The organism is Streptomyces sp. NPDC049954, assembly GCF_040656295.1.
In the GTDB taxonomy this organism is placed as follows: Bacteria; Actinomycetota; Actinomycetes; order Streptomycetales; family Streptomycetaceae; genus Streptomyces.
The window spans coordinates 21,146-38,510 of the sequence record NZ_JBFALS010000022.1; the positions used below are offsets into that span (position 1 = coordinate 21,146).

General features: G+C 71.3%; 14 protein-coding genes and 3 tRNA genes. 11 read left to right on the forward strand and 6 right to left on the reverse strand.

Annotation, left to right across the window (positions count from 1 at the left end; all coding sequences use genetic code 11):
* Positions 1 to 201: 201 nt before the first annotated feature.
* Positions 202 to 678: a hypothetical protein gene (locus tag AB0J21_RS31775; RefSeq protein ID WP_363149626.1), complete on the forward strand. Its 477-nt coding sequence runs from the start codon at positions 202 to 204 to the stop codon at positions 676 to 678.
* Between the two features lie 72 nt (positions 679 to 750).
* A complete protein-coding gene (locus tag AB0J21_RS31780) occupies positions 751 to 1,005 on the forward strand; it encodes a hypothetical protein (RefSeq protein WP_363149627.1) in 255 nt (84 codons plus the stop codon).
* 459 nt (positions 1,006 to 1,464) lie between these two features.
* Here the strand turns inward: AB0J21_RS31780 and AB0J21_RS31785 are convergent, their stop codons facing one another.
* Positions 1,465 to 2,148 carry a helix-turn-helix domain-containing protein gene (locus AB0J21_RS31785; protein WP_363149628.1) on the reverse strand — a complete coding sequence of 228 codons (684 nt, stop codon included), beginning with the start codon at positions 2,146 to 2,148 and terminating at the stop codon, positions 1,465 to 1,467.
* A 196-nt stretch (positions 2,149 to 2,344) separates the two neighbouring features.
* On the opposite strand from AB0J21_RS31785, the gene AB0J21_RS31790 reads away from it, so the two are divergent.
* On the forward strand, positions 2,345 to 4,030 hold the full coding sequence (locus AB0J21_RS31790; protein ID WP_363149629.1) for an MFS transporter: 1,686 nt from the start codon (positions 2,345 to 2,347) through the stop codon (positions 4,028 to 4,030).
* Positions 4,031 to 4,318: 288 nt separating this feature from the next.
* Here the strand turns inward: AB0J21_RS31790 and purL are convergent, their stop codons facing one another.
* Genes purL through purS form a run of 3 tightly spaced genes read right to left on the reverse strand, consistent with a single transcriptional unit; the run spans position 4,319 to position 7,487 of the window.
* A complete protein-coding gene (gene purL, locus AB0J21_RS31795) occupies positions 4,319 to 6,568 on the reverse strand; it encodes a phosphoribosylformylglycinamidine synthase subunit PurL (protein ID WP_363149630.1) in 2,250 nt (749 codons plus the stop codon).
* Positions 6,565 to 7,245, reverse strand: coding sequence for a phosphoribosylformylglycinamidine synthase subunit PurQ (purQ, locus tag AB0J21_RS31800; protein ID WP_363149631.1), 681 nt, complete (start codon positions 7,243 to 7,245; stop codon positions 6,565 to 6,567). Before purQ ends, purL begins: the two co-directional genes overlap by 4 nt.
* A complete protein-coding gene (gene purS, locus AB0J21_RS31805) occupies positions 7,242 to 7,487 on the reverse strand; it encodes a phosphoribosylformylglycinamidine synthase subunit PurS (RefSeq protein ID WP_363149632.1) in 246 nt (81 codons plus the stop codon). Before purS ends, purQ begins: the two co-directional genes overlap by 4 nt.
* Positions 7,488 to 7,947: 460 nt before the next feature.
* On the opposite strand from purS, the gene AB0J21_RS31810 reads away from it, so the two are divergent.
* The 8 genes from AB0J21_RS31810 to AB0J21_RS31845 all read left to right on the forward strand — a co-directional run bounded on the left by AB0J21_RS31810 (position 7,948) and on the right by AB0J21_RS31845 (position 14,289).
* Complete coding sequence (locus tag AB0J21_RS31810) at positions 7,948 to 8,265, forward strand: Lsr2 family protein (protein ID WP_363149633.1); 318 nt, start codon at positions 7,948 to 7,950, stop codon at positions 8,263 to 8,265.
* A gap of 315 nt (positions 8,266 to 8,580) precedes the next feature.
* A tRNA-Gly gene (locus AB0J21_RS31815) sits at positions 8,581 to 8,652 on the forward strand.
* Between the two features lie 77 nt (positions 8,653 to 8,729).
* Positions 8,730 to 8,802 (forward strand) — tRNA-Gly (locus AB0J21_RS31820).
* A gap of 191 nt (positions 8,803 to 8,993) precedes the next feature.
* Positions 8,994 to 10,100, forward strand: a complete 1,107-nt coding sequence (locus AB0J21_RS31825; RefSeq protein ID WP_363149672.1) for an ABC transporter ATP-binding protein — start codon at positions 8,994 to 8,996, stop codon at positions 10,098 to 10,100.
* Positions 10,097 to 10,915, forward strand: coding sequence for an ABC transporter permease (locus tag AB0J21_RS31830; protein ID WP_363149634.1), 819 nt, complete (start codon positions 10,097 to 10,099; stop codon positions 10,913 to 10,915). The genes AB0J21_RS31825 and AB0J21_RS31830 overlap by 4 nt, the downstream gene beginning before the upstream one ends.
* Before the next feature lie 68 nt (positions 10,916 to 10,983).
* Entirely contained in the window at positions 10,984 to 13,503 is a 2,520-nt protein-coding gene (locus tag AB0J21_RS31835) for a histidine kinase (protein ID WP_363149635.1), read from the forward strand.
* Positions 13,504 to 13,516: 13 nt separating this feature from the next.
* On the forward strand, positions 13,517 to 14,167 hold the full coding sequence (locus AB0J21_RS31840) for a response regulator transcription factor (protein ID WP_363149636.1): 651 nt from the start codon (positions 13,517 to 13,519) through the stop codon (positions 14,165 to 14,167).
* Between the two features lie 49 nt (positions 14,168 to 14,216).
* Positions 14,217 to 14,289: transfer RNA gene (locus tag AB0J21_RS31845), tRNA-Gly, on the forward strand.
* A 187-nt stretch (positions 14,290 to 14,476) separates the two neighbouring features.
* On the opposite strand, the gene AB0J21_RS31850 is transcribed toward AB0J21_RS31845, so the two are convergent.
* Both AB0J21_RS31850 and AB0J21_RS31855 read right to left on the reverse strand, forming a co-directional pair.
* Positions 14,477 to 15,376, reverse strand: coding sequence for a phosphoribosylaminoimidazolesuccinocarboxamide synthase (locus AB0J21_RS31850; RefSeq protein ID WP_363149637.1), 900 nt, complete (start codon positions 15,374 to 15,376; stop codon positions 14,477 to 14,479).
* Positions 15,377 to 15,681: 305 nt separating this feature from the next.
* A complete protein-coding gene (locus AB0J21_RS31855; RefSeq protein WP_363149638.1) occupies positions 15,682 to 17,166 on the reverse strand; it encodes a N,N-dimethylformamidase beta subunit family domain-containing protein in 1,485 nt (494 codons plus the stop codon).
* Positions 17,167 to 17,365 lie beyond the last annotated feature (199 nt).

A 17,365-nucleotide genomic window follows, 5' to 3' on the forward strand; every position in this document is an offset into this window, starting at 1 on the left:
GTGTGCACCGGGCCACCCGCATCACCCTGGTACCGGCGATACCAGGAAACGAGGTACCTGGCTGATCATCCGGAAGTGGAGCAGCGTGGCGGCATGACCACGGCGCTGCTCGGGGCTCGGGCCGGGACGAGGGCTGTCCGGCTGAAGCCCGTTCCCCGTCACGCGGGACCCGGAGAACAGGAACGACCGAAGGATGACGCGATGAGGCACGGCACAGTTCTCCCGGGCGCCTTGGCGCTCCTCGTCGTCCTGACGGGTTGTACGGCCGCCGGTGCCGGCAGGTCGACCGGCGGCGCCCGCTCGTCCGGCGACACCGGCGGCTCTCACGCACCGGTGGACCTGACGGGCACAGTCGGCGTCCGGGACCTCCACGACCTGTTCACGGCCGATCGCTCCCGTGCCGAGAAGGAGTGCTACGGCCAGACCGTGACGGTCCGGGCCGTCGTGCTGAAGACAGGGGCGAGCGAGTACGGGACGCCGACGATCGAAGCGTCCGACGTGGAGCACGGCACGCATCTGGCCAGCATCGTCCTGCCCTACGACGGCCGCCGGGCGGAGTCGTTCCGGCGGCTGGAGAAGGTCAGGGACGGTCAGGAGATCGTCGCCTCCGCGACCTGCGACGTCTTCGCCGACCGGAACAGCGTCCTGATCTTCAAGAACGCGGAGATCGTCGAATGAGCTGGACGGCTCCGGGACTTCCGGGGATCCGGACGATTCGCCGAGTGACACGACAGAAGGGCCAGGAAGACATTGGACACGAACCCCGCCTCCAGCGCGGCCGTTGCCAGGCGCTCGCGCATCGCCGCGTACGTTCTGGCCCTCGTCGGGACCTTCAGCGCCGTCTTCGGTGAAAGCACCCTGCGCGCGATCGACGCCAGTTCCGGGCACACGATCCCGTACAGCGTGTACTCGACCTCCCACTATCTGCTCCTGATCATCGCCCACACAGCCGTACCGCTGGCGGCAGCTCTCTTCGGCGCCGCGCTCGTCCTGAAGAGGTTGTGACCGCACGGCACGGTCACCGGGCAGGCGGCCTGCCGGACACCCGGCGTGGAGAGCCGTTCCCGGCTGAGGCCGCGCTCCTCGAACCACCCGCACACGAGCGGCACCGCCGGGAAGCCGCCGGTTCCTGGTCCGGGGGCGCGGAGTCCACGCGGTGCCCCGTGAGCGCGGCGTCCGGCTGCGCGCGAGCTTCGGGCACCGGCACGGGCAGGCGTACGAGCACAGGCAGGCAGACGGGCACAGGTACCGGCGCACGGGCACAAGTACCGGCGGGGGCTACGGCTTGCGTCCCACCGCCACGTAGCCCGGGCTGACGATGTCCCCCGGGCCAGGCACCGGCTGGCTCGCCCCGCTCGGGACGCCACTTCCCGGCGGCCACGGTGCCGGGCTCCGGGTGGAAGTCCGCGGTCGGTGCGAGATCACCAGAGGGCGGCGGCCCGTGTCCCCGGCGCGGCCGACCGCTCAGGGGAGCGACGGGGTTCGGACGCCCGTGCCGCTCTCCCCCTGCCCCTCCGGCGGCCTGGTGCGGGTCGCGTACGCGCCGAGCCCCGACTCCAGTTGCGCGTAGGCGCGTTCGGCGAGCACGCGGCTCTCGGCGACGACCTTCCCTGACGTCGCCCCCGCGAGCACGCGCCGGAAGTTCTCACCGGCCAGGGCGTTGCGGACCGCCATCAGCTGCGCGGCGGCGAGGAGCGCGCCCTGCGCGTCCCCCGTCTCGGCGGCCATCTCCTCCGCGAGCAGCTTCTCCGCGCGGATGCTGAAGGTCAGCGCCCGCGCCAGGAGGGCCGGCGTCTCGACGATGAGCCGGCGCATACGCACCACGACCGTCGCGGCGCTCGCGCCGACCGAGGGGTCTCCCGCGTCCAGAGCCGCGAGGAAGGCGCGCCGGGAGGCGGCCACCGCCGATTCCCCGACGGCGCGCTCCCGCACGGCCCGCGCGGCATCGCCGACGTGCTCCTCCATCGGCGCGAGCAGCAAGTCCTCCTTGCTGCCGAAGTAGTTGAAGACGGTCATCTTGGAGACCCCCGCCACCTCCGCGATCTCCGCGACCGAGACCCCGTCGAAGCCGCGTTCGCCGAACAGCTCGACGGCGACCTCGCGCAACCGACGCCTCGTCTCGGCCTTCTTCCGCTCCCGCAGACTCATGCCGGACACCGTACCAAGCCATGTACCGAGGTAATTTGTCATCCTGGATTAAAGATGGTCTGAGATAAAACATTGACTCGGTCTATTTGACTCCCGCAGCATCGGAGGACACGCCGGCAGGTGGTGCGGCGCTCATGGCCTCCACCGGGCCATGCGGCTCACCGGCTCTCCACCAGAACGCAGGGGGAACGAGGACATGACCACACGTACACCGTCGGAGGCGGCGAGCGAAAAGGCCGGCACAACGACCACGGGAACCGCCGGAGCGACCACCGACACCGCCGGAGCGACCACCGCGAAGCGGCGCGCCCGGCCGTCCCGCCCGCGCTCCCCGGCCCACCGGCGTATCGGGATCGCCCTGTGTCTGGCGACGATCGTGCTCGCCGTCCTCGACATGAACATCGTCTCGGCGGCCACCGTGCCGATCGCCCGCGACCTCGACCCCGACGGGGGTCTCGCGAAGATCCCCTGGCTCGTCAGCTCCTTCCAGCTCGCCGCCACGGCCGCCCTCCCGCTGTACGGAAAGCTGAGCGACAGTCTCGGCGCGAAGCGGGTGTTCCTCGCAGCCCTCGGTACCTTCCTGACCGGTTCCGCGCTGTGCGGTCTCGCGCGGAACATGACCGAGCTCATCGCCGCCCGCGCCCTCCAGGGGATCGGCGGTGGCGGCCTCATGAGCATCACCCTCGTAGTCGTCCGGCTCATCGCCACAGCCCCCGTCCGCGCCACTGGTGACCACGAGCACACGGGTACGGGTACGGGTACGGGTACGAGCACAGGTTCTGGCACCGGCACCGGCACAGGTTCTGGCGGCGGGCAGCGCGGGGCCGGGGTCGGCGGGGTCATGGCGGGGGCCGGGATGGCGCTCGGCCCGTGGATCGGCGGCCTGCTCACCGAACACCTCGGCTGGCGCTGGATCTTCTACGTGAACCTGCCGGTCGGCATCGTCGTGCTGATCGGCGCCGTGCTCTTCCTCGACCTGCCCGGCCACCCCGTGCGGCAGTCCGTCGACTACCTGGGCGCCGCCCTGGCCGCGGCGTTCGCCACGACGCTCCTCCTGGTTCTGGAATGGGGCGGGGGCCGCTACCCGTGGGCCTCCCCGGAACTCCTGGGCCTGGTCCTGGCCGTCTGCTGCCTGCTCGGACTGTTCCTGTGGCGGCAGGCCACCGCCGCCGAACCGGTCCTCCCGCTCGGCCTGTTCCGTAAACGCGCCCTGCGGCTGAGCTTCGTCGTCCAGGGTCTCGTGGGCGTCGCGATGACCGTCACCATCGTCTACGTCATGATCTACCTCCAGGCCGCCCGGCGGGTCGAAGCCGCTTCCGCCGGACTCCAGTTGCTGCCCATGGCCATCGGCATGGGCCTGTCGGGGCTGCTCGCCGGACGGCTCGGCGGCCCCGCCCGGCGGACCGTCGTGACGGGCACACTGTGCGCCGCCGTCGCCCTGACCCTGCTCGGCACCTCCTCGGCGGACAGCAGCCTGTGGTGGCTGCGCGGCGAACTCCTGCTCGCGGGAACGGGCTTCGGCATGCTGATCGGCCGCCTGCTCCAGTACGGCCAGGAGCAGGCCCCGCCAGGACAGCTCGGGGTGACCACGACCGCCATCCGCTTCTTCCAGACGCTGGGCGGCGCGCTCGGCGCGAGCCTCTTCGGATCGCTGCTGAACCGGCTCACGGAGGGGAGTGCCGGGGGCGGCCGGGACGGTGCCGGGCACGGGGCGGAGGCCGGGCTCGGGCTGGTCCAGAGCATCGACGTCGTCTTCTTCTCCGTGGCCGGCCTGCTGCTCCTCGCCACCGCGCTCGCCCTCAGGCTTCCCGCGCCCCACCCGGCCGCCGGTACCCCGGCCACAGGCACCGCCACCGTCCGGCGTACGCCGTCGGCACGGTGACCGTCGCAGTGTGCACGGTGTTCGCAGTACTTACGGTGTTCGCGAAGTCGTGGCGTTCACAGAGTCCACGGGGTTCACGGAGTCCACGGTGTTCACGGAGTTCGCGGGTGTCCCGCCCCCCCGTCCGCATGCCCCGGACCCGGGCATGCGGAAGGCCCCGCCCGGTCACCTGGGACCGGACGGGGCCTCCCCCGTATCCATCGTGCGTATCCATCGTGCGGAAGAACCGCCGCACCGCCGCCCGGCAGGGGCTCTGTCAGCCCGCCCGCCAGGGCTCCTTCGGCCCGCCTAGGCGAGCAGCGCCGGGACCGTACCCTCGTGGGCCTCGCGCAGCTCCGTCAGGGAGAGGGCGAACTCGCCCTGCACCTCGACCGCGTCGCCGTCCACGACACCGATGCGGGTCACGGGCAGTCCGCGCGCCCCGCACATGTCGGTGAAGCGCAGTTCCTCACTGCGTGGCACGGACACGACGGCGCGGCCGGCCGACTCCGAGAACAGGAAGGTGAAGGCGTCCAGACCGTCCGGGACGACCAGGCGCGCGCCCGCGCCGCCGAGCAGGCAGGACTCGATCACCGAGGTGATCAGTCCGCCGTCCGACAGGTCGTGCGCCGCGTCGATCATCCCGTCGCGCGAGGCGGAGATCAGGATCTCGCCCAGCAGGCGCTCCCGCTCCAGGTCCACGGCCGGCGGCAGTCCGCCGAGGTGGTCGTGGACGACCTCGGACCACGCCGAGCCGCCGAACTCCTCCTTGGTGTCGCCGAGGAGGTAGAGCAGCTGCCCCTCCTCCTTGAAGGCGACGGGGGTGCGGCGCGCCACGTCGTCGATCACGCCGAGCACCGCGACGACCGGCGTCGGGTGGATCGCGACGCTGCCCGTCTGGTTGTAGAGGGAGACGTTCCCGCCGGTGACCGGGGTGCCCAGCTGCTGGCAGCCGTCGGCGAGACCGCGGATGGCCTCGGCGAACTGCCACATCACGGCCGGGTCCTCGGGGGAGCCGAAGTTGAGGCAGTCGGAGACGGCGAGCGGCTTGGCGCCCGTCGTCGCCACGTTGCGGTACGCCTCCGCCAGCGCGAGCTGCGCGCCGGTGTACGGGTCGAGCTTGGTGTAGCGGCCGTTGCCGTCGGTCGCGAGGGCGACGCCGAGGCCGGTCTCCTCGTCCACCCGGATCATCCCGGAGTCCTCGGGCTGCGCGAGGACGGTGTTGCCCTGGACGAAACGGTCGTACTGGTCGGTGATCCACGCCTTCGACGCCTGGTTCGGCGAGGAGAGGACCTGGAGCACCTGCTGCTTCAGCTCGGCCGCCGTGGCCGGACGGGGCAGCTTGTTCGCGTCGTCGGCCTGGAGCGCGTCCTGCCACTCGGGGCGCGCCAGGGGGCGCTCGTAGACCGGTCCGTCGTGGGCGACGGTGCGCGGGTCCACGTCGACGATCTTCTCGCCGTGCCAGAAGATCTCCAGCCGGTCCCCGTCGGTGACCTCGCCGACGACGGTCGCGATGACGTCCCACTTCTCGCAGATCGCGAGGAAGCGCTCGACCTTCGCGGGCTCGACGACCGCGCACATGCGTTCCTGCGACTCGCTCATGAGGATTTCCTCGGGCGAGAGCGTCGAGTCGCGCAACGGTACGTCGTCGAGGACGACGGTCATGCCGCCCGAACCGTTGGAGGCCAGCTCCGAGGTGGCGCAGGACAGCCCGGCCGCGCCGAGGTCCTGGATGCCGACGACGAGCTTCTCGGCGAAGGCCTCCAGGGTGCACTCGATGAGCAGCTTCTCCTGGAAGGGGTCGCCGACCTGGACGGCGGGGCGCTTGCTGGGCTTCGCGTCGTCGAAGGTCTCGGAGGCCAGGATGGAGGCGCCGCCGATGCCGTCGCCGCCCGTGCGGGCCCCGTAGAGGATGACCTTGTTGCCCGCGCCGGACGCCTTCGCGAGGTGGATGTCCTCGTGCCGCATGACGCCGACGGCGCCCGCGTTGACCAGCGGGTTGCCCTGGTAGCAGGCGTCGAAGACGACCTCGCCGCCGATGTTCGGCAGGCCCAGGCAGTTGCCGTAGCCGCCGATCCCCGCCACGACTCCGGGCAGGACGCGCTTGGTGTCGGGGTGGTCGGCGGCGCCGAAGCGCAGCGGGTCGACCACGGCGACCGGGCGGGCGCCCATCGCGATGATGTCGCGCACGATGCCGCCGACGCCGGTCGCGGCGCCCTGGTACGGCTCGACGTAGGAGGGGTGGTTGTGCGACTCGACCTTGAAGGTCACCGCGTAGCCCTGGCCGACGTCGACGACTCCGGCGTTCTCGCCGATGCCGACGAGCATGGCCTCGGACTCGGGGGCCTTCTCACCGAACTGCCGCAGGTGGACCTTGCTGCTCTTGTACGAGCAGTGCTCGGACCACATGACGGAGTACATGGCCAGCTCGGCACCCGTGGGCCGGCGGCCGAGGATCTCGCGGACCCGGAGGTACTCGTCCTCCTTGAGGCCGAGCTCCTTCCAGGGGAGGTCCACATCCGGGGTCGCGGCCGCGTTCTCGACCGTGTCCAGGCTCATGCGCTTACCAGCTTCTTCAGGATCGAGGTGAAGAACCCGAGGCCGTCCGTACCGCCGCTGCCCACGAGGGGGTCCACGGCGTGCTCGGGGTGCGGCATGAGGCCCACGACGTTGCCGGCCTCATTGGTGATGCCCGCGATGTCGCGGAGCGCGCCGTTCGGGTTGACGTCGAGGTAACGGAAGGCCACGCGGCCCTCCGCCTCCAGCTCGTCGAGGGTCCGCTCGTCGGCGGTGTAGCGGCCGTCCATGTTCTTGAGCGGAATACGGATCTCCTGACCGGCCGTGAAATCGGCGGTCCAGGCGGTGTCCGTGGTCTCCACACGCAGCTTCTGCTCACGGCAGACGAACCGCATACGGTCGTTCTGGAGCATGGCACCGGGCAGCAGATGCGCCTCGGTCAGCACCTGAAATCCGTTGCAGATACCGAGGACCGGCATTCCGGACTTCGCCTGCTCGATGATCGATTCCATGACCGGGGAGAACCGGGAGATGGCACCGGCCCGGAGATAGTCGCCATAGCTGAATCCACCGGGAAGGACGACCGCGTCGACCTGGTGCAGATCCTTGTCGCGGTGCCACAGCGGAACGGCCTCCGCACCGGCGACCCGCACCGCGCGCTGAGTGTCGCGATCGTCGAGCGTACCGGGAAATGTGACGACGCCAATACGAGCCGTCACGACTCCACCTTTACGACGAAGTCCTCGATGACGGTGTTCGCGAGGAAGGTCTCCGCCATCTCACGGACGCGGGCCAGAGCCGCCTCGTCGACCGGCTCCGCCACCTCCAGTTCGAAACGCTTTCCCTGACGCACGTCGGAGATCCCGTCGAAGCCGAGGCGCGGCAGTGCACGCTGCACCGCCTGCCCCTGGGGGTCGAGGATCTCCGGCTTGAGCATGACGTCGACTACGACGCGTGCCACTGGCACTCCCGGTGTGTGGTGCTTCGTTGAGCTTGTCCGTTCAGCGTACCCGGCCCGATTTTCTACGCGGGTAGACAAGTTTGCCCTGTGACCGCGGTCACCCCGGCCGGGCGGCGCCGCTTCCCGCGCCGGTTTTTTCTGGGGCGGCGACCGGCCGCCAACTGATCGCTCACGCAAAGAGAAAGGGCACGCCCGCGCCCTCATTTCGCCGGGCGGACATCCTCTCGAACCGTCCTCGCCGGGCGCGGGAACACGCGCCGTGAATGAGATGGTCTTCCCCATTCCACACCGACCGCTGTACAAAGGAATCAACCAGGAAAAGACATTCGGAAAAAAGCGGATCTCCTCAGTGATGCGCACCGTCCCCGTATGTCCGTGTCCCGTGCGCCGCCGCGCACACGGGGCACTCCCGGCCTAGGACAGTCGGGCGGCCCCGCCGCCGACGAAAGGACCGATATTCGTGGCGCAGCGTGTCGTGGTCACGCTTTACGACGACACCGACGGCAAGGAAGCGGCGGAAACCGTCACTTTCGGGATCGACGGCAAGTCGTACGAGATCGACCTCAGTCAGACCAATGCGGAGAAACTGCGTGAGGCCCTGGAGCCCTATGTGGCGGCCGGCCGCAAACGCTCCGCCTCGGGCCGCGCGTACCGGCGCACCGCCGTGGCCGCCGATCCCGCGGCCGTCCGCGCGTGGGCCCGCTCGCACCAGTTGGAGGTGCCGCAGCGCGGACGCATCCCGAAGAAGGTCTACGAGGCGTTCGAAGCGGCCAACTGAGCGGAGCCACGGGGCCGCCGCCGCAGGGCCGCCGCGGCGGAGGACCGGACGGGTCGCGGCCCGGATCGGCCGACGGTGACCAGGGGCTCGGCCGGGGCTCCTCCGGGACTCCTCCGGGACTCCGCCGGGGCTCCTCCGGGACTCGATCGGGACTCCGCCGGACTCCGCCGGGACTCGGCCCGGGCCTCTCCTCAGGCCCGGCTGACGGGCCGCCAAGGAGGATCAACAGCCGACTTGCACAGCACCCCAGGTGATCCGCTAGAGTTTGGAGCACGCCGAGGGGCGAGGCCGACAGGCCGGAACCCCGAGGATCTCGCGGGTGTAGTTCAGTAGTAGAACACCCCCTTTCCAAGGGGGAGGCGCAGTGTGCAATTCCTGTCACCCGCTCTGCATCGCTCCACCGTTCCTCCGGGATCGGGTAGAGTGGCGCGAGCACCGATCAGTGAGAGCCGGTCGGAGGCAATGCGGACGTAGCTCAGTTGGTAGAGCGCAACCTTGCCAAGGTTGAGGTCGCCAGTTCGAACCTGGTCGTCCGCTCAGCGAAAGCCCCCAGTACCTCCGGGTACCGGGGGCTTCTTCGTGCGCCGCGTGTGCGGGCGCGCTCCCCCGGGTGTGCCGCCGCCTTGTCGCCCCGCCGCCTTCCGTCTGACATTTGTCATGCCGCTTCATGACAGTGCGCACTGATCGGTGCGTGCGGGAGCGGACAGGCTGGATGCATGAACAGTGCGATGGACACCACGCGGGTGATCGACGTCACCGATCTGCGGCGGGTGTACGGGGGCGGGTTCGAGGCGGTCCGGGGCGTCAGCTTTCACGTGGACCGCGGCGAACTCTTCGCCCTGCTCGGCACCAACGGCGCGGGCAAGACCTCTACGGTCGAACTCCTCGAAGGGCTCTCCCGGCCGGCCGGTGGCCGGGTCCGGGTCCTGGGGCACGACCCCTTCACCGAACGGGCCGCGGTGAGGCCTCGGACCGGCGTCATGCTCCAGGAGGGCGGCTTCTCCTCGGAACTGACCGTCGAGGAGACGGTACGGATGTGGGCGGGCTGCACGAGCGGGGCGCGGCCGGTCTCGGAGGCTCTGGGCATGGTGGGGCTCGGGCGGCGCGGCCAGGTGCGGGTCAAGCAGTTGTCCGGCGGGGAGAAACGCCGGCTCGATCTCGCGTCGGCCCTGCTCGGCCGCCCCGAGGTGCTGTTCCTGGACGAGCCGACCACCGGTCTGGACGCCGAAGGGCGCCGCGAGACGTGGGACCTCGTCAGGGAGTTGCGCGCGGGCGGCACCACCGTCCTCATGACGACGCACTACCTGGAGGAGGCCGAGGCGCTCGCCGACCGCCTCGCCATCCTGCACGAGGGCCGTATCTCCGCCACCGGCACGGTCGCCGAGGTCGTGGCCACCCAGCCCTCCCGCATCAGCTTCGTCCTTCCCGAGGGCTACCACCTGGGAGACCTGCCGCCGCTGCCCCGGCTCGGCGCGGAACTCGTCGAGGACGAGGCACTGGGGCTCCGGGGCCGGGACAGGGACGAGGGCCGGGCGGAGGGCCGGGAGGCCGGCGGAGGCGACCGCGTCGAGGACCGGTCCCGCGACCGCAGGACCGTGCGGCTGCGTACCCACCGCCTCCAGCACGCGGCGACGGAACTGCTGGTGTGGGCGAAGGAGCAGGGGGTGGAGCTGTCCGGGCTCGACGTCCGGGCGGCCTCGCTGGAGGAGGCGTTCCTGCGCATCGCCCGGGAGGCGGAGGACTCGCCGCTCCCGCGGTCCCGGGCGGGCTCCGCGGAGCCGGACAGCCCCGTGGCCCCGGCGGGCCGGAACCGGAAGAGGAAGGTACTGCGATGAACGTCAGCGCGCCGCACCCGACAGAGCCCAGGCCGACGAGGACGGGGGCGGCCACGACGGTGGGCAGCAGGATGAGTGCCCTGGCCCGCGCCGAACTGACCCTCCTGCTGCGGGGAAAGGGCACACTGTTCGCCGCGCTCATCGTGCCGCTCGTGCTGCCCTTCAGTTTCCGCGGCGCGGCCGAGGGGCTGGATCTCAGCGGGACGGGACTGACCCTGGGCACGGTGCTGCTGCCCGGTGCGCTCGGCCTGTCGCTGCTGTTCGCCGTGTACTCCTCGCTCGTCGGGATATTCGTGGCCCGGCGCGAGGAGCTGGTCCTCAAGCGGCTTCGTACGGGGGAACTGCGCGACCACGAGATCCTGCTGGGCGCCGCGCTGCCGCCGATCGGGATAGGGCTCGCGCAGTCCGTGGTGCTCGTGACCGGCTTCGTGCTGCTCATCGGCGTGGAGGCACCGAAGGCCCTCCATCTCGTGGTCCTCGGCGTCCTGTTCGGGCTGCTCCTGTCGGTGACGCTCGCCGCGCTGAGCGCCACGATCAGCAGGACCGCGGAAAGCGCCGCACTCACCGCGATGCCGATGCTCATCATCACCATGATCGGTTCCGGGGTGACCGTGCCGCTCGACGTGTTCCCCGACGCGCTCGCCAATGTGTGCCGCGTCCTGCCGCTGACCCCGGTGATCACGCTGCTGCGCGGCGGCTGGGCCGGCAACCTCGGCACGGGCGAGATCCTGGTGGCGCTCGGCTCCGCCCTGTTCTGGTCAGTGCTGACCGTGTTGGCTGTGCGGAAGTGGTTCCGCTGGGAACCGCGACGTTAAGGCCGGGCACACCCGGCGCACGGGGGCGTCGACGAGGCGTGCCGGTACAGGGGGCGAGGAGAGCCATCGTGGACGACGGGACGAGGGACGGCAGGAGCGGCGGCGCCGGAACGGGCGGCGACGGAGGCACGGGCGGCCGGGCGAGGCACGGCGGGCACGGCGGAACCAGAGACGGGCTCACAGACGGCATCAAAGACGGCATCAAGGACGGACTGCGCCGGAGGATCTGGGGCAGCCGCAGTTCGGTCCAGAAGATCGATGCCTACAGCCGCTTCAGTCTGTGCCTGGTGCCGTGGGTCTTCTACGTCGGCTGGGCGCTGCCGATTCTGCTGATCGATCCGCCGGTACGACCGGTGGACGTGGCCCTGAGCGTGGCTCTGGGGCTGATCGGCGTCTGGCTGTGCCTGGCCACCCGGCCCGCGCTCCTGGGAAGCCTCAACCGGTATCTCGGCAAGGGCGACTGCTCCACGCGCTCCCTCACCCTGCTGCTCGTCCTGACCGGGCTCATGCTCGCGATCGCCGAGGCCCTGGTCGTACGCGGTGGGATCGTGGCGGGCGGCCACGCCACGATCGTCATTTTCGCCTTCTTCCCGGTCTCCGCCGTCTACTCCCTGCGTCTCACCACGAGCCGCTTCGTCCTCGTGCTGCTGGGGACCGTGACCGGGTGCGCGCTCGTGTTCCTGATCCCCGATCCGGCAGGTGACACGTCGGGCACGCTCGCCGGTGTCGCGATCTTCACCGGGCTGCTCGGGCTGGCCTCGACCAGACCCTGCGCCTGGAGCCTCGCCGCCACCTGGGAGGTGGAGCGGGCCAGGGAGACCGAGGCGCGCCTCGCGGTCGCCGAGGAACGGCTGCGGTTCGGCCGCGATCTGCACGACGTGCTGGGCCGCAACCTCGCGGTGATAGCGCTCAAGAGCGAACTGGCCGTCCAGCTCGCGCGGCGCGGGAAGCCGGAGGCGGCCGAGCAGATGGTGGAGGTCCAGCGCATCGCCCGGGAGTCGCAGCGCGAGGTCCGCGAGGTCGTGCGCGGATACCGGGGCATCGACCTCGGCGCCGAACTCCTCGGCGCACGCAGCGTCCTTGAGGCGGCCGGCATCACCTGCGAGTCCGCCGCGAGCGCCACCGAGGACCTGCCCGCTCCCGTCCAGACCGCGTTGGCCTGGGTCGTGCGGGAGGCGGCCACCAATGTGCTGCGGCACGGGGACGCGCGGCACTGCGCGATCACCCTCGCCACGAGCCGCACCGGTACCAGCCTGACCGTCGAGAACGACGGCGTACCGGACTCGGCGGCCCCGTCCGGGACCGGCTCGGGCCTCGCCGGGCTGCGCGAGCGCCTCGGCACGGTCTCGGGCACTCTCGAAGCGGCCCCCGCCGGCCCCGGCCGCTTCCGCCTGTGCGCACACGTGCCGAAGGTGCTCCCCGAGGCGCGAAACGCCCCGGCGGGAGACGTCCCGGCGGGAGACGTCCGGGCGGGAAGCGGCAGGCGGCCCGCTGTTCCCGGTCCGACTGGCGGTGGCGGTGGCGGTCCGGAGCGTGTTGCCGGTCCATCGCCCGCTCCGAGCCCGACTGCCGGTGCCGGCCCCGCGCTGCCTGCCGGACCGACCGCGGGTCACGGCCCGATGCCCGTCCGCCGCCCCACCACAGGTGACGGCCCAGGGTCTCTCCTGGGTACGGCCGTTGCCAGCGGCGGCGACGGTCCGCCTCCTGTGCCTGGTACGGCCACCGGTGACAGCCCAGCGCCACATGCCGGTACGGCCGCCGGTGAAGGTGCAGCGCCAGAGACCGGTACGGCCGCCGGTGAAGGTGCAGCGCCACATGCCGGTACGGTCGCCGGTGACGGCCCGACTCCTGGGCCCGGTCCGGCCACCGGTCACCGTCGAATGCCCGTCTCGGGTCCAGCCGTTGGCAGCGGCCCGACTTCTGTACACGGGCCAGCCACCAGCGACAGCCCTGCGTCAGACGCCGGTACGGCCAAGGGTGACGGTCCAGCGCCACATGCCGCTACAACCACCGGCGACGGTCCGGCTCCTGGACCCGGTCCGGCCGCCGGTCACGATCGGGCGCCTGATGCCGGACCGGCCGCCGATGGCGGTCCTGCGCCGGTTGCCGGTCCGGCCAACGGGCGCCGTCCGGCACCCGAGCCCCGTGTGGCCGCCGATGGCGATCCTGCACTGGTTGCCGGAGCGACCACCGGTCACCGTCCAGCACCTGAAACAGGACCGGCCGCCGGCCCCAGTCCTGCGCCGGTTGCGGGACCGTCTTCCGATCGCGACTCGATGCCTTCTCCTGGCCGAGCGACCGTACCCGGTCCAGCTGCCGGTTCGGGGGCTGGTCGGCGTCGCAGCTCCTGGCTGCGCTCCGGCGCCTGCGTCCACCCAGGTCCTGTCACCGATTCCGACACCGAGGCCGCCTCCTTCCGGAACGCACCCGATACCGCCGCCGTCGCTGTCACCTCGGGTGCGACTGGCTCACGAGGGATGCCTGTCCCACACGCCCCGACGGCCGCCGACCACCCCCCGTCGGCGTCCTCCGCCTCTGCTTCCGCCGCCCCCGATCCCTCGTCCCGTTCTCTCCCTCCGCCACGATGAGGCAGCCACAGCGATGAACAACTCCACGTCTGCCGACCCGGCAGGGCCGCCACCGGCCACCGTCCGTGTACTGCTCGCCGACGACGAGCACCTCATCCGGGGGGCGCTGGCCGCTCTGCTCGCGCTGGAGGACGATCTGCTGGTCGTGGCAGAGGCGGCCTCCGGTCCGGAGGCGCTCGCCATGGCTCTCGCGCACGAGCCCGATGTCGCCGTGCTCGATCTCCAGATGCCCGGGAGCGACGGTGTGAGTGTCGCCACAGCCCTGCGGGCCCGGCTTCCCGCCTGCCGCACCATGATCGTCACAAGCCATGGGCTGCCGGGCCACCTCAAGCGAGCACTGGAGGCAGGGGTGCGCGGCTTCGTGCCGAAGACGGTGAGCGCCCAGCGGCTCGCCGAGATCATCCGGACCGTGCACGCCGGAAGCCGTTATGTCGATCCGGAGTTGGCGGCCGACGCCATCGCCGCCGGGGACTCCCCCCTCACCGTGCGGGAGGCCGAGGTCCTGGAACTCGCGGCCGACGGTGCCCCGGTGGCGGAGATCGCCGAGCGGGCCGCGCTCTCTCAGGGGACGGTCCGCAACTACCTCTCCTCAGCCGTCACGAAGCTGGGCGCCGAGAACCGTCACGCGGCCGTGCGCACAGCACGCCGCAGAGGTTGGCTATAGTGAACGCACGCACGGAACGCCGACGCGCAAGCGCGGGCAGCAGTGCGGTGCGGACGTAGCTCAGTTGGTAGAGCGCAACCTTGCCAAGGTTGAGGTCGCCAGTTCGAACCTGGTCGTCCGCTCAGCGAAAGCCCCCAGTACCTCCGGGTACCGGGGGCTTCTTCGTGCTCTGGCCCCCGTAGCCCCGTAGCCCCGTAGCCCCAGGATGCGGTAACGCGTACGGCGGGTGATGTTTCACGTGAAACATCACCCGCCGTACGCGCTCGCCAGCTGCTCGCGGGCCCGGGCGACTTCGCGGATCAGCGCGGATCAGGACCAGCGCACGCCCGTCAGTCGCTCGTACGCCTCGATGTACTTTCCGCGGGTACGGTCCACGACGTCCTGCGGCATCGGCGGCGGGGGCTGCTCGCTGTGCCGGTCCCAGCCGGACTCCGCGGAGGTCAGCCAGTCACGAACGAACTGCTTGTCGAAGGAGGGCTGGGGGTGGCCCGGCTCCCAGGTGTCGGCGGGCCAGAAGCGCGAGGAGTCCGGGGTGAGGACCTCGTCGGCCAGGACGAGGTCCTCACCGTCGTAGCCGAACTCGAACTTGGTGTCGGCGAGGATGATGCCGCGTTCCTTCGCGATGTCCCTGCCCCGGGCGTAGACGGCCAGGGTGGTCTGGCGGAGTTCGGCAGCGGCCTCGGCACCGAGCCGGCGCGCGATCTCCTCGTAGCTGACGTTCTCGTCGTGCTCGCCGACCTCGGCCTTGGTCGCCGGGGTGAAGATCGCGGCGGGCAGCTCCGAGCCGTCCTCCAGCCCCTCGGGCAGCGCGAGCCCGCAAACGGTGCGCGACTGCTGGTACTCGACGAGGCCGGAACCGGCCAGGTAGCCCCGGGCCACGCACTCCACGGGCGTCATCCGCAGGGAACGGCACACCAGGGTGCGGCCCCGCCAGTCCTCGGGGGCGCCGGGCGGCAGCGTGGTGGAGATGACGTGGTTGGGCACCAGCTCGGCGAGCTGGTCGAACCACCACAGCGACAGCTGGGTCAGCACCCGCCCCTTGTCGGGGATCTCGGTGGGCAGCACCCAGTCGTACGCGGAGATGCGATCACTGGCGACCATGACGAGGTCGCCCGCTTCGTTCTGGTAGAGGTCGCGCACCTTGCCGGTGTGCAGATGCACCAGCCCCGGCACCTGCACGGCCTCGGGCTTTTCGACGAATCCGGACACGGTTCCTCCCCGTGGTTCTGTCCAATTCCTCCGATTGTCCCGCACGTCATGGGGGAGAGCCCGGTCAGGGGGTGCGGGGGGACGTGCCCGTTCCGTGAACCGCGGCGCGCACCGGCCCGGACAGGGAGACGCGCCGGCCCAGAGGACCGGACACCCGCACACCCGCACACCCGCACACCCGCAGGCGAGCGCCGACTCGGACACCGACCGACGCGTCCCCGCCGACGCGCCCCTACCGGCGCGTCTCCGGCTCAGTCCAGGGCGGACGCGCCCCTGCTGAGTCCCTGCGGCCGGCGCCCTCCGGCTCAGTCCCTCTTGCAGATGCGGTCGAGGAGGTTGGCGGTGGCGCGCTGGATGCGGGTGTCGACATGTCCGGGCCGGTCCAGCGCGGGTGACCAGGCGAAGGTGCCGGAGGCGAAGACCAGGGCCCCGCTCGGCGCCCGGTACAGCGAGGACTCCTGGTGGCGGGTGACGCCCCCGTCGTCGTACGGGGAGTGGGCGAGCAGGACGCGTTCCTCGTGCTCGGGCAGGGCGGTGCGCGGGAAGTAGCGGTCCGCCTCACCGGCCACGAGTCCGGTGATCTCGTCGCGCTCGTAGGCGCCGGTGGCCTCCCACAGCCAGTGATCGGCGTGCCGGACGATCAGTGGGGCGGGTTCCGGCACCCGGCCCGCGTACTGGATGCCCATGATCTGCTGTTCGGGCCGGTCGATCTCGCGCCACAGCGAGGGCTTCCCGGGGCCTCGGCGTTTGCGGCAGGTCAGCAGCCGGTCGGGCACCCCGGACGCGGAGGGACCCAGCTCGACCTGCCAGTACATGGTGTTGGCGGAGAGGAAGACGAGCGAGGTGCCGGTCTCCTTCGCGAGTTCCGTCGTCCGCCGCATCGGCACCGACCAGTACTCGTCGTGCCCGGGGAAGACCAGTCCCCGGTAGCGGGTGGGGTCGATCCGGCCCGCGTGCAGATCGCGGGCGTCCGCGTAGGCGAGGTCGTAGCCGTAGCGCTCGGCCCAGCGGATGAAGTCGTAGGCGTGGCCCACGTGCAGGGGCAGCCCCGCGCCCGCGTACGGCCGGTCGAAGGAGACGGTGACAGCGGCGTCCTCCTCCCCGAGCAGTTTCCCGGCCCCGTCCCACGCGTGGTAGAGGCTGGCACCCGAACGCCCGTCCTCGGGGTACAGGTTGTACGCCTGCCAGGTCACGTCGGGAAGCAGGAGCAGCAGGTCCGCCGGGTCGCTGTCCCGGACGGTGAACGGCACGTGCGAACGGTGCCCGTTCTCCGTCGTCAGCACCGCGACGTACGCGCCGACCTTCCAGTACGAGGGGACCTGGAGGCGGTACGACATGAACCAGTTGTGGCACGACACCGTGCGGTCGGCGATGAGGGGCGGGGACTGCGTGATCCCGGTCTGCCGCGGGGTGGTCGTGATCTTGGCGGCCCCGGCCCCGGCGTAGTGGCCGATGCGGTAGATGTCGACGAAGAAGGGCTGCGGCGGGTCCACCGTGACGTGGAAGTCGAGGGAGTCCCCGGGCGCGACCGCGCCCGCCGAGGTGAAGCCCTTGATCTGCTGGTGCACGTCGTCGGAGGGGCGGGTGCCGCCGTCGCCCGTGCGCGGGCCCGGGACCCGCCTCGCACCGGGCGCCGGGGCGTGGTCCACGTACCAGGGCACCACGTGCCCCGTGTCGTCGAAGTACGTCTCACTTCCGCGCAGCCACGGCAACGGCCCCTGCCCGAACGGGTCCGTCACGGCGTGTGCGAGGGCGCCCGAATCCCAGCGCCTGATCTGCCCCGACCCCATACGTTCCCCTCCCTCGCTCCCCCGGCCCCTGCGGTGCTCCGCTGCTCGGTCCTGCGGGTGGTGCGTGTGTGGATGTGCCGCCGGTGGTAGTGCGTCGTGCGGTAGTAGTGCGTCGTGCGGTGACGGCGCGTCCTCCCGTGAGGGTGCGGCGCGCCGCGGTGGCGCGGCGTCCGGAGTGGTACGCCGTGCCGCGGTGGTA

Bases quoted from the DNA above. Each gene is read 5' to 3' on its own strand.
- AB0J21_RS31825 (WP_363149672.1), top strand. From the start codon at position 8,994: ATGGACACCACGCGGGTGATCGACGTCACCGATCTGCGGCGGGTGTAC.
- AB0J21_RS31830 (WP_363149634.1), top strand. From the start codon at position 10,097: ATGAACGTCAGCGCGCCGCACCCGACAGAGCCCAGGCCGACGAGGACG.
- AB0J21_RS31790 (WP_363149629.1), top strand. From the start codon at position 2,345: ATGACCACACGTACACCGTCGGAGGCGGCGAGCGAAAAGGCCGGCACA.
- AB0J21_RS31785 (WP_363149628.1), bottom strand. From the start codon at position 2,148: ATGAGTCTGCGGGAGCGGAAGAAGGCCGAGACGAGGCGTCGGTTGCGC.
- purL (WP_363149630.1), bottom strand. From the start codon at position 6,568: ATGAGCCTGGACACGGTCGAGAACGCGGCCGCGACCCCGGATGTGGAC.
- AB0J21_RS31855 (WP_363149638.1), bottom strand. From the start codon at position 17,166: ATGGGGTCGGGGCAGATCAGGCGCTGGGATTCGGGCGCCCTCGCACAC.
- AB0J21_RS31840 (WP_363149636.1), top strand. From the start codon at position 13,517: ATGAACAACTCCACGTCTGCCGACCCGGCAGGGCCGCCACCGGCCACC.
- AB0J21_RS31775 (WP_363149626.1), top strand. From the start codon at position 202: ATGAGGCACGGCACAGTTCTCCCGGGCGCCTTGGCGCTCCTCGTCGTC.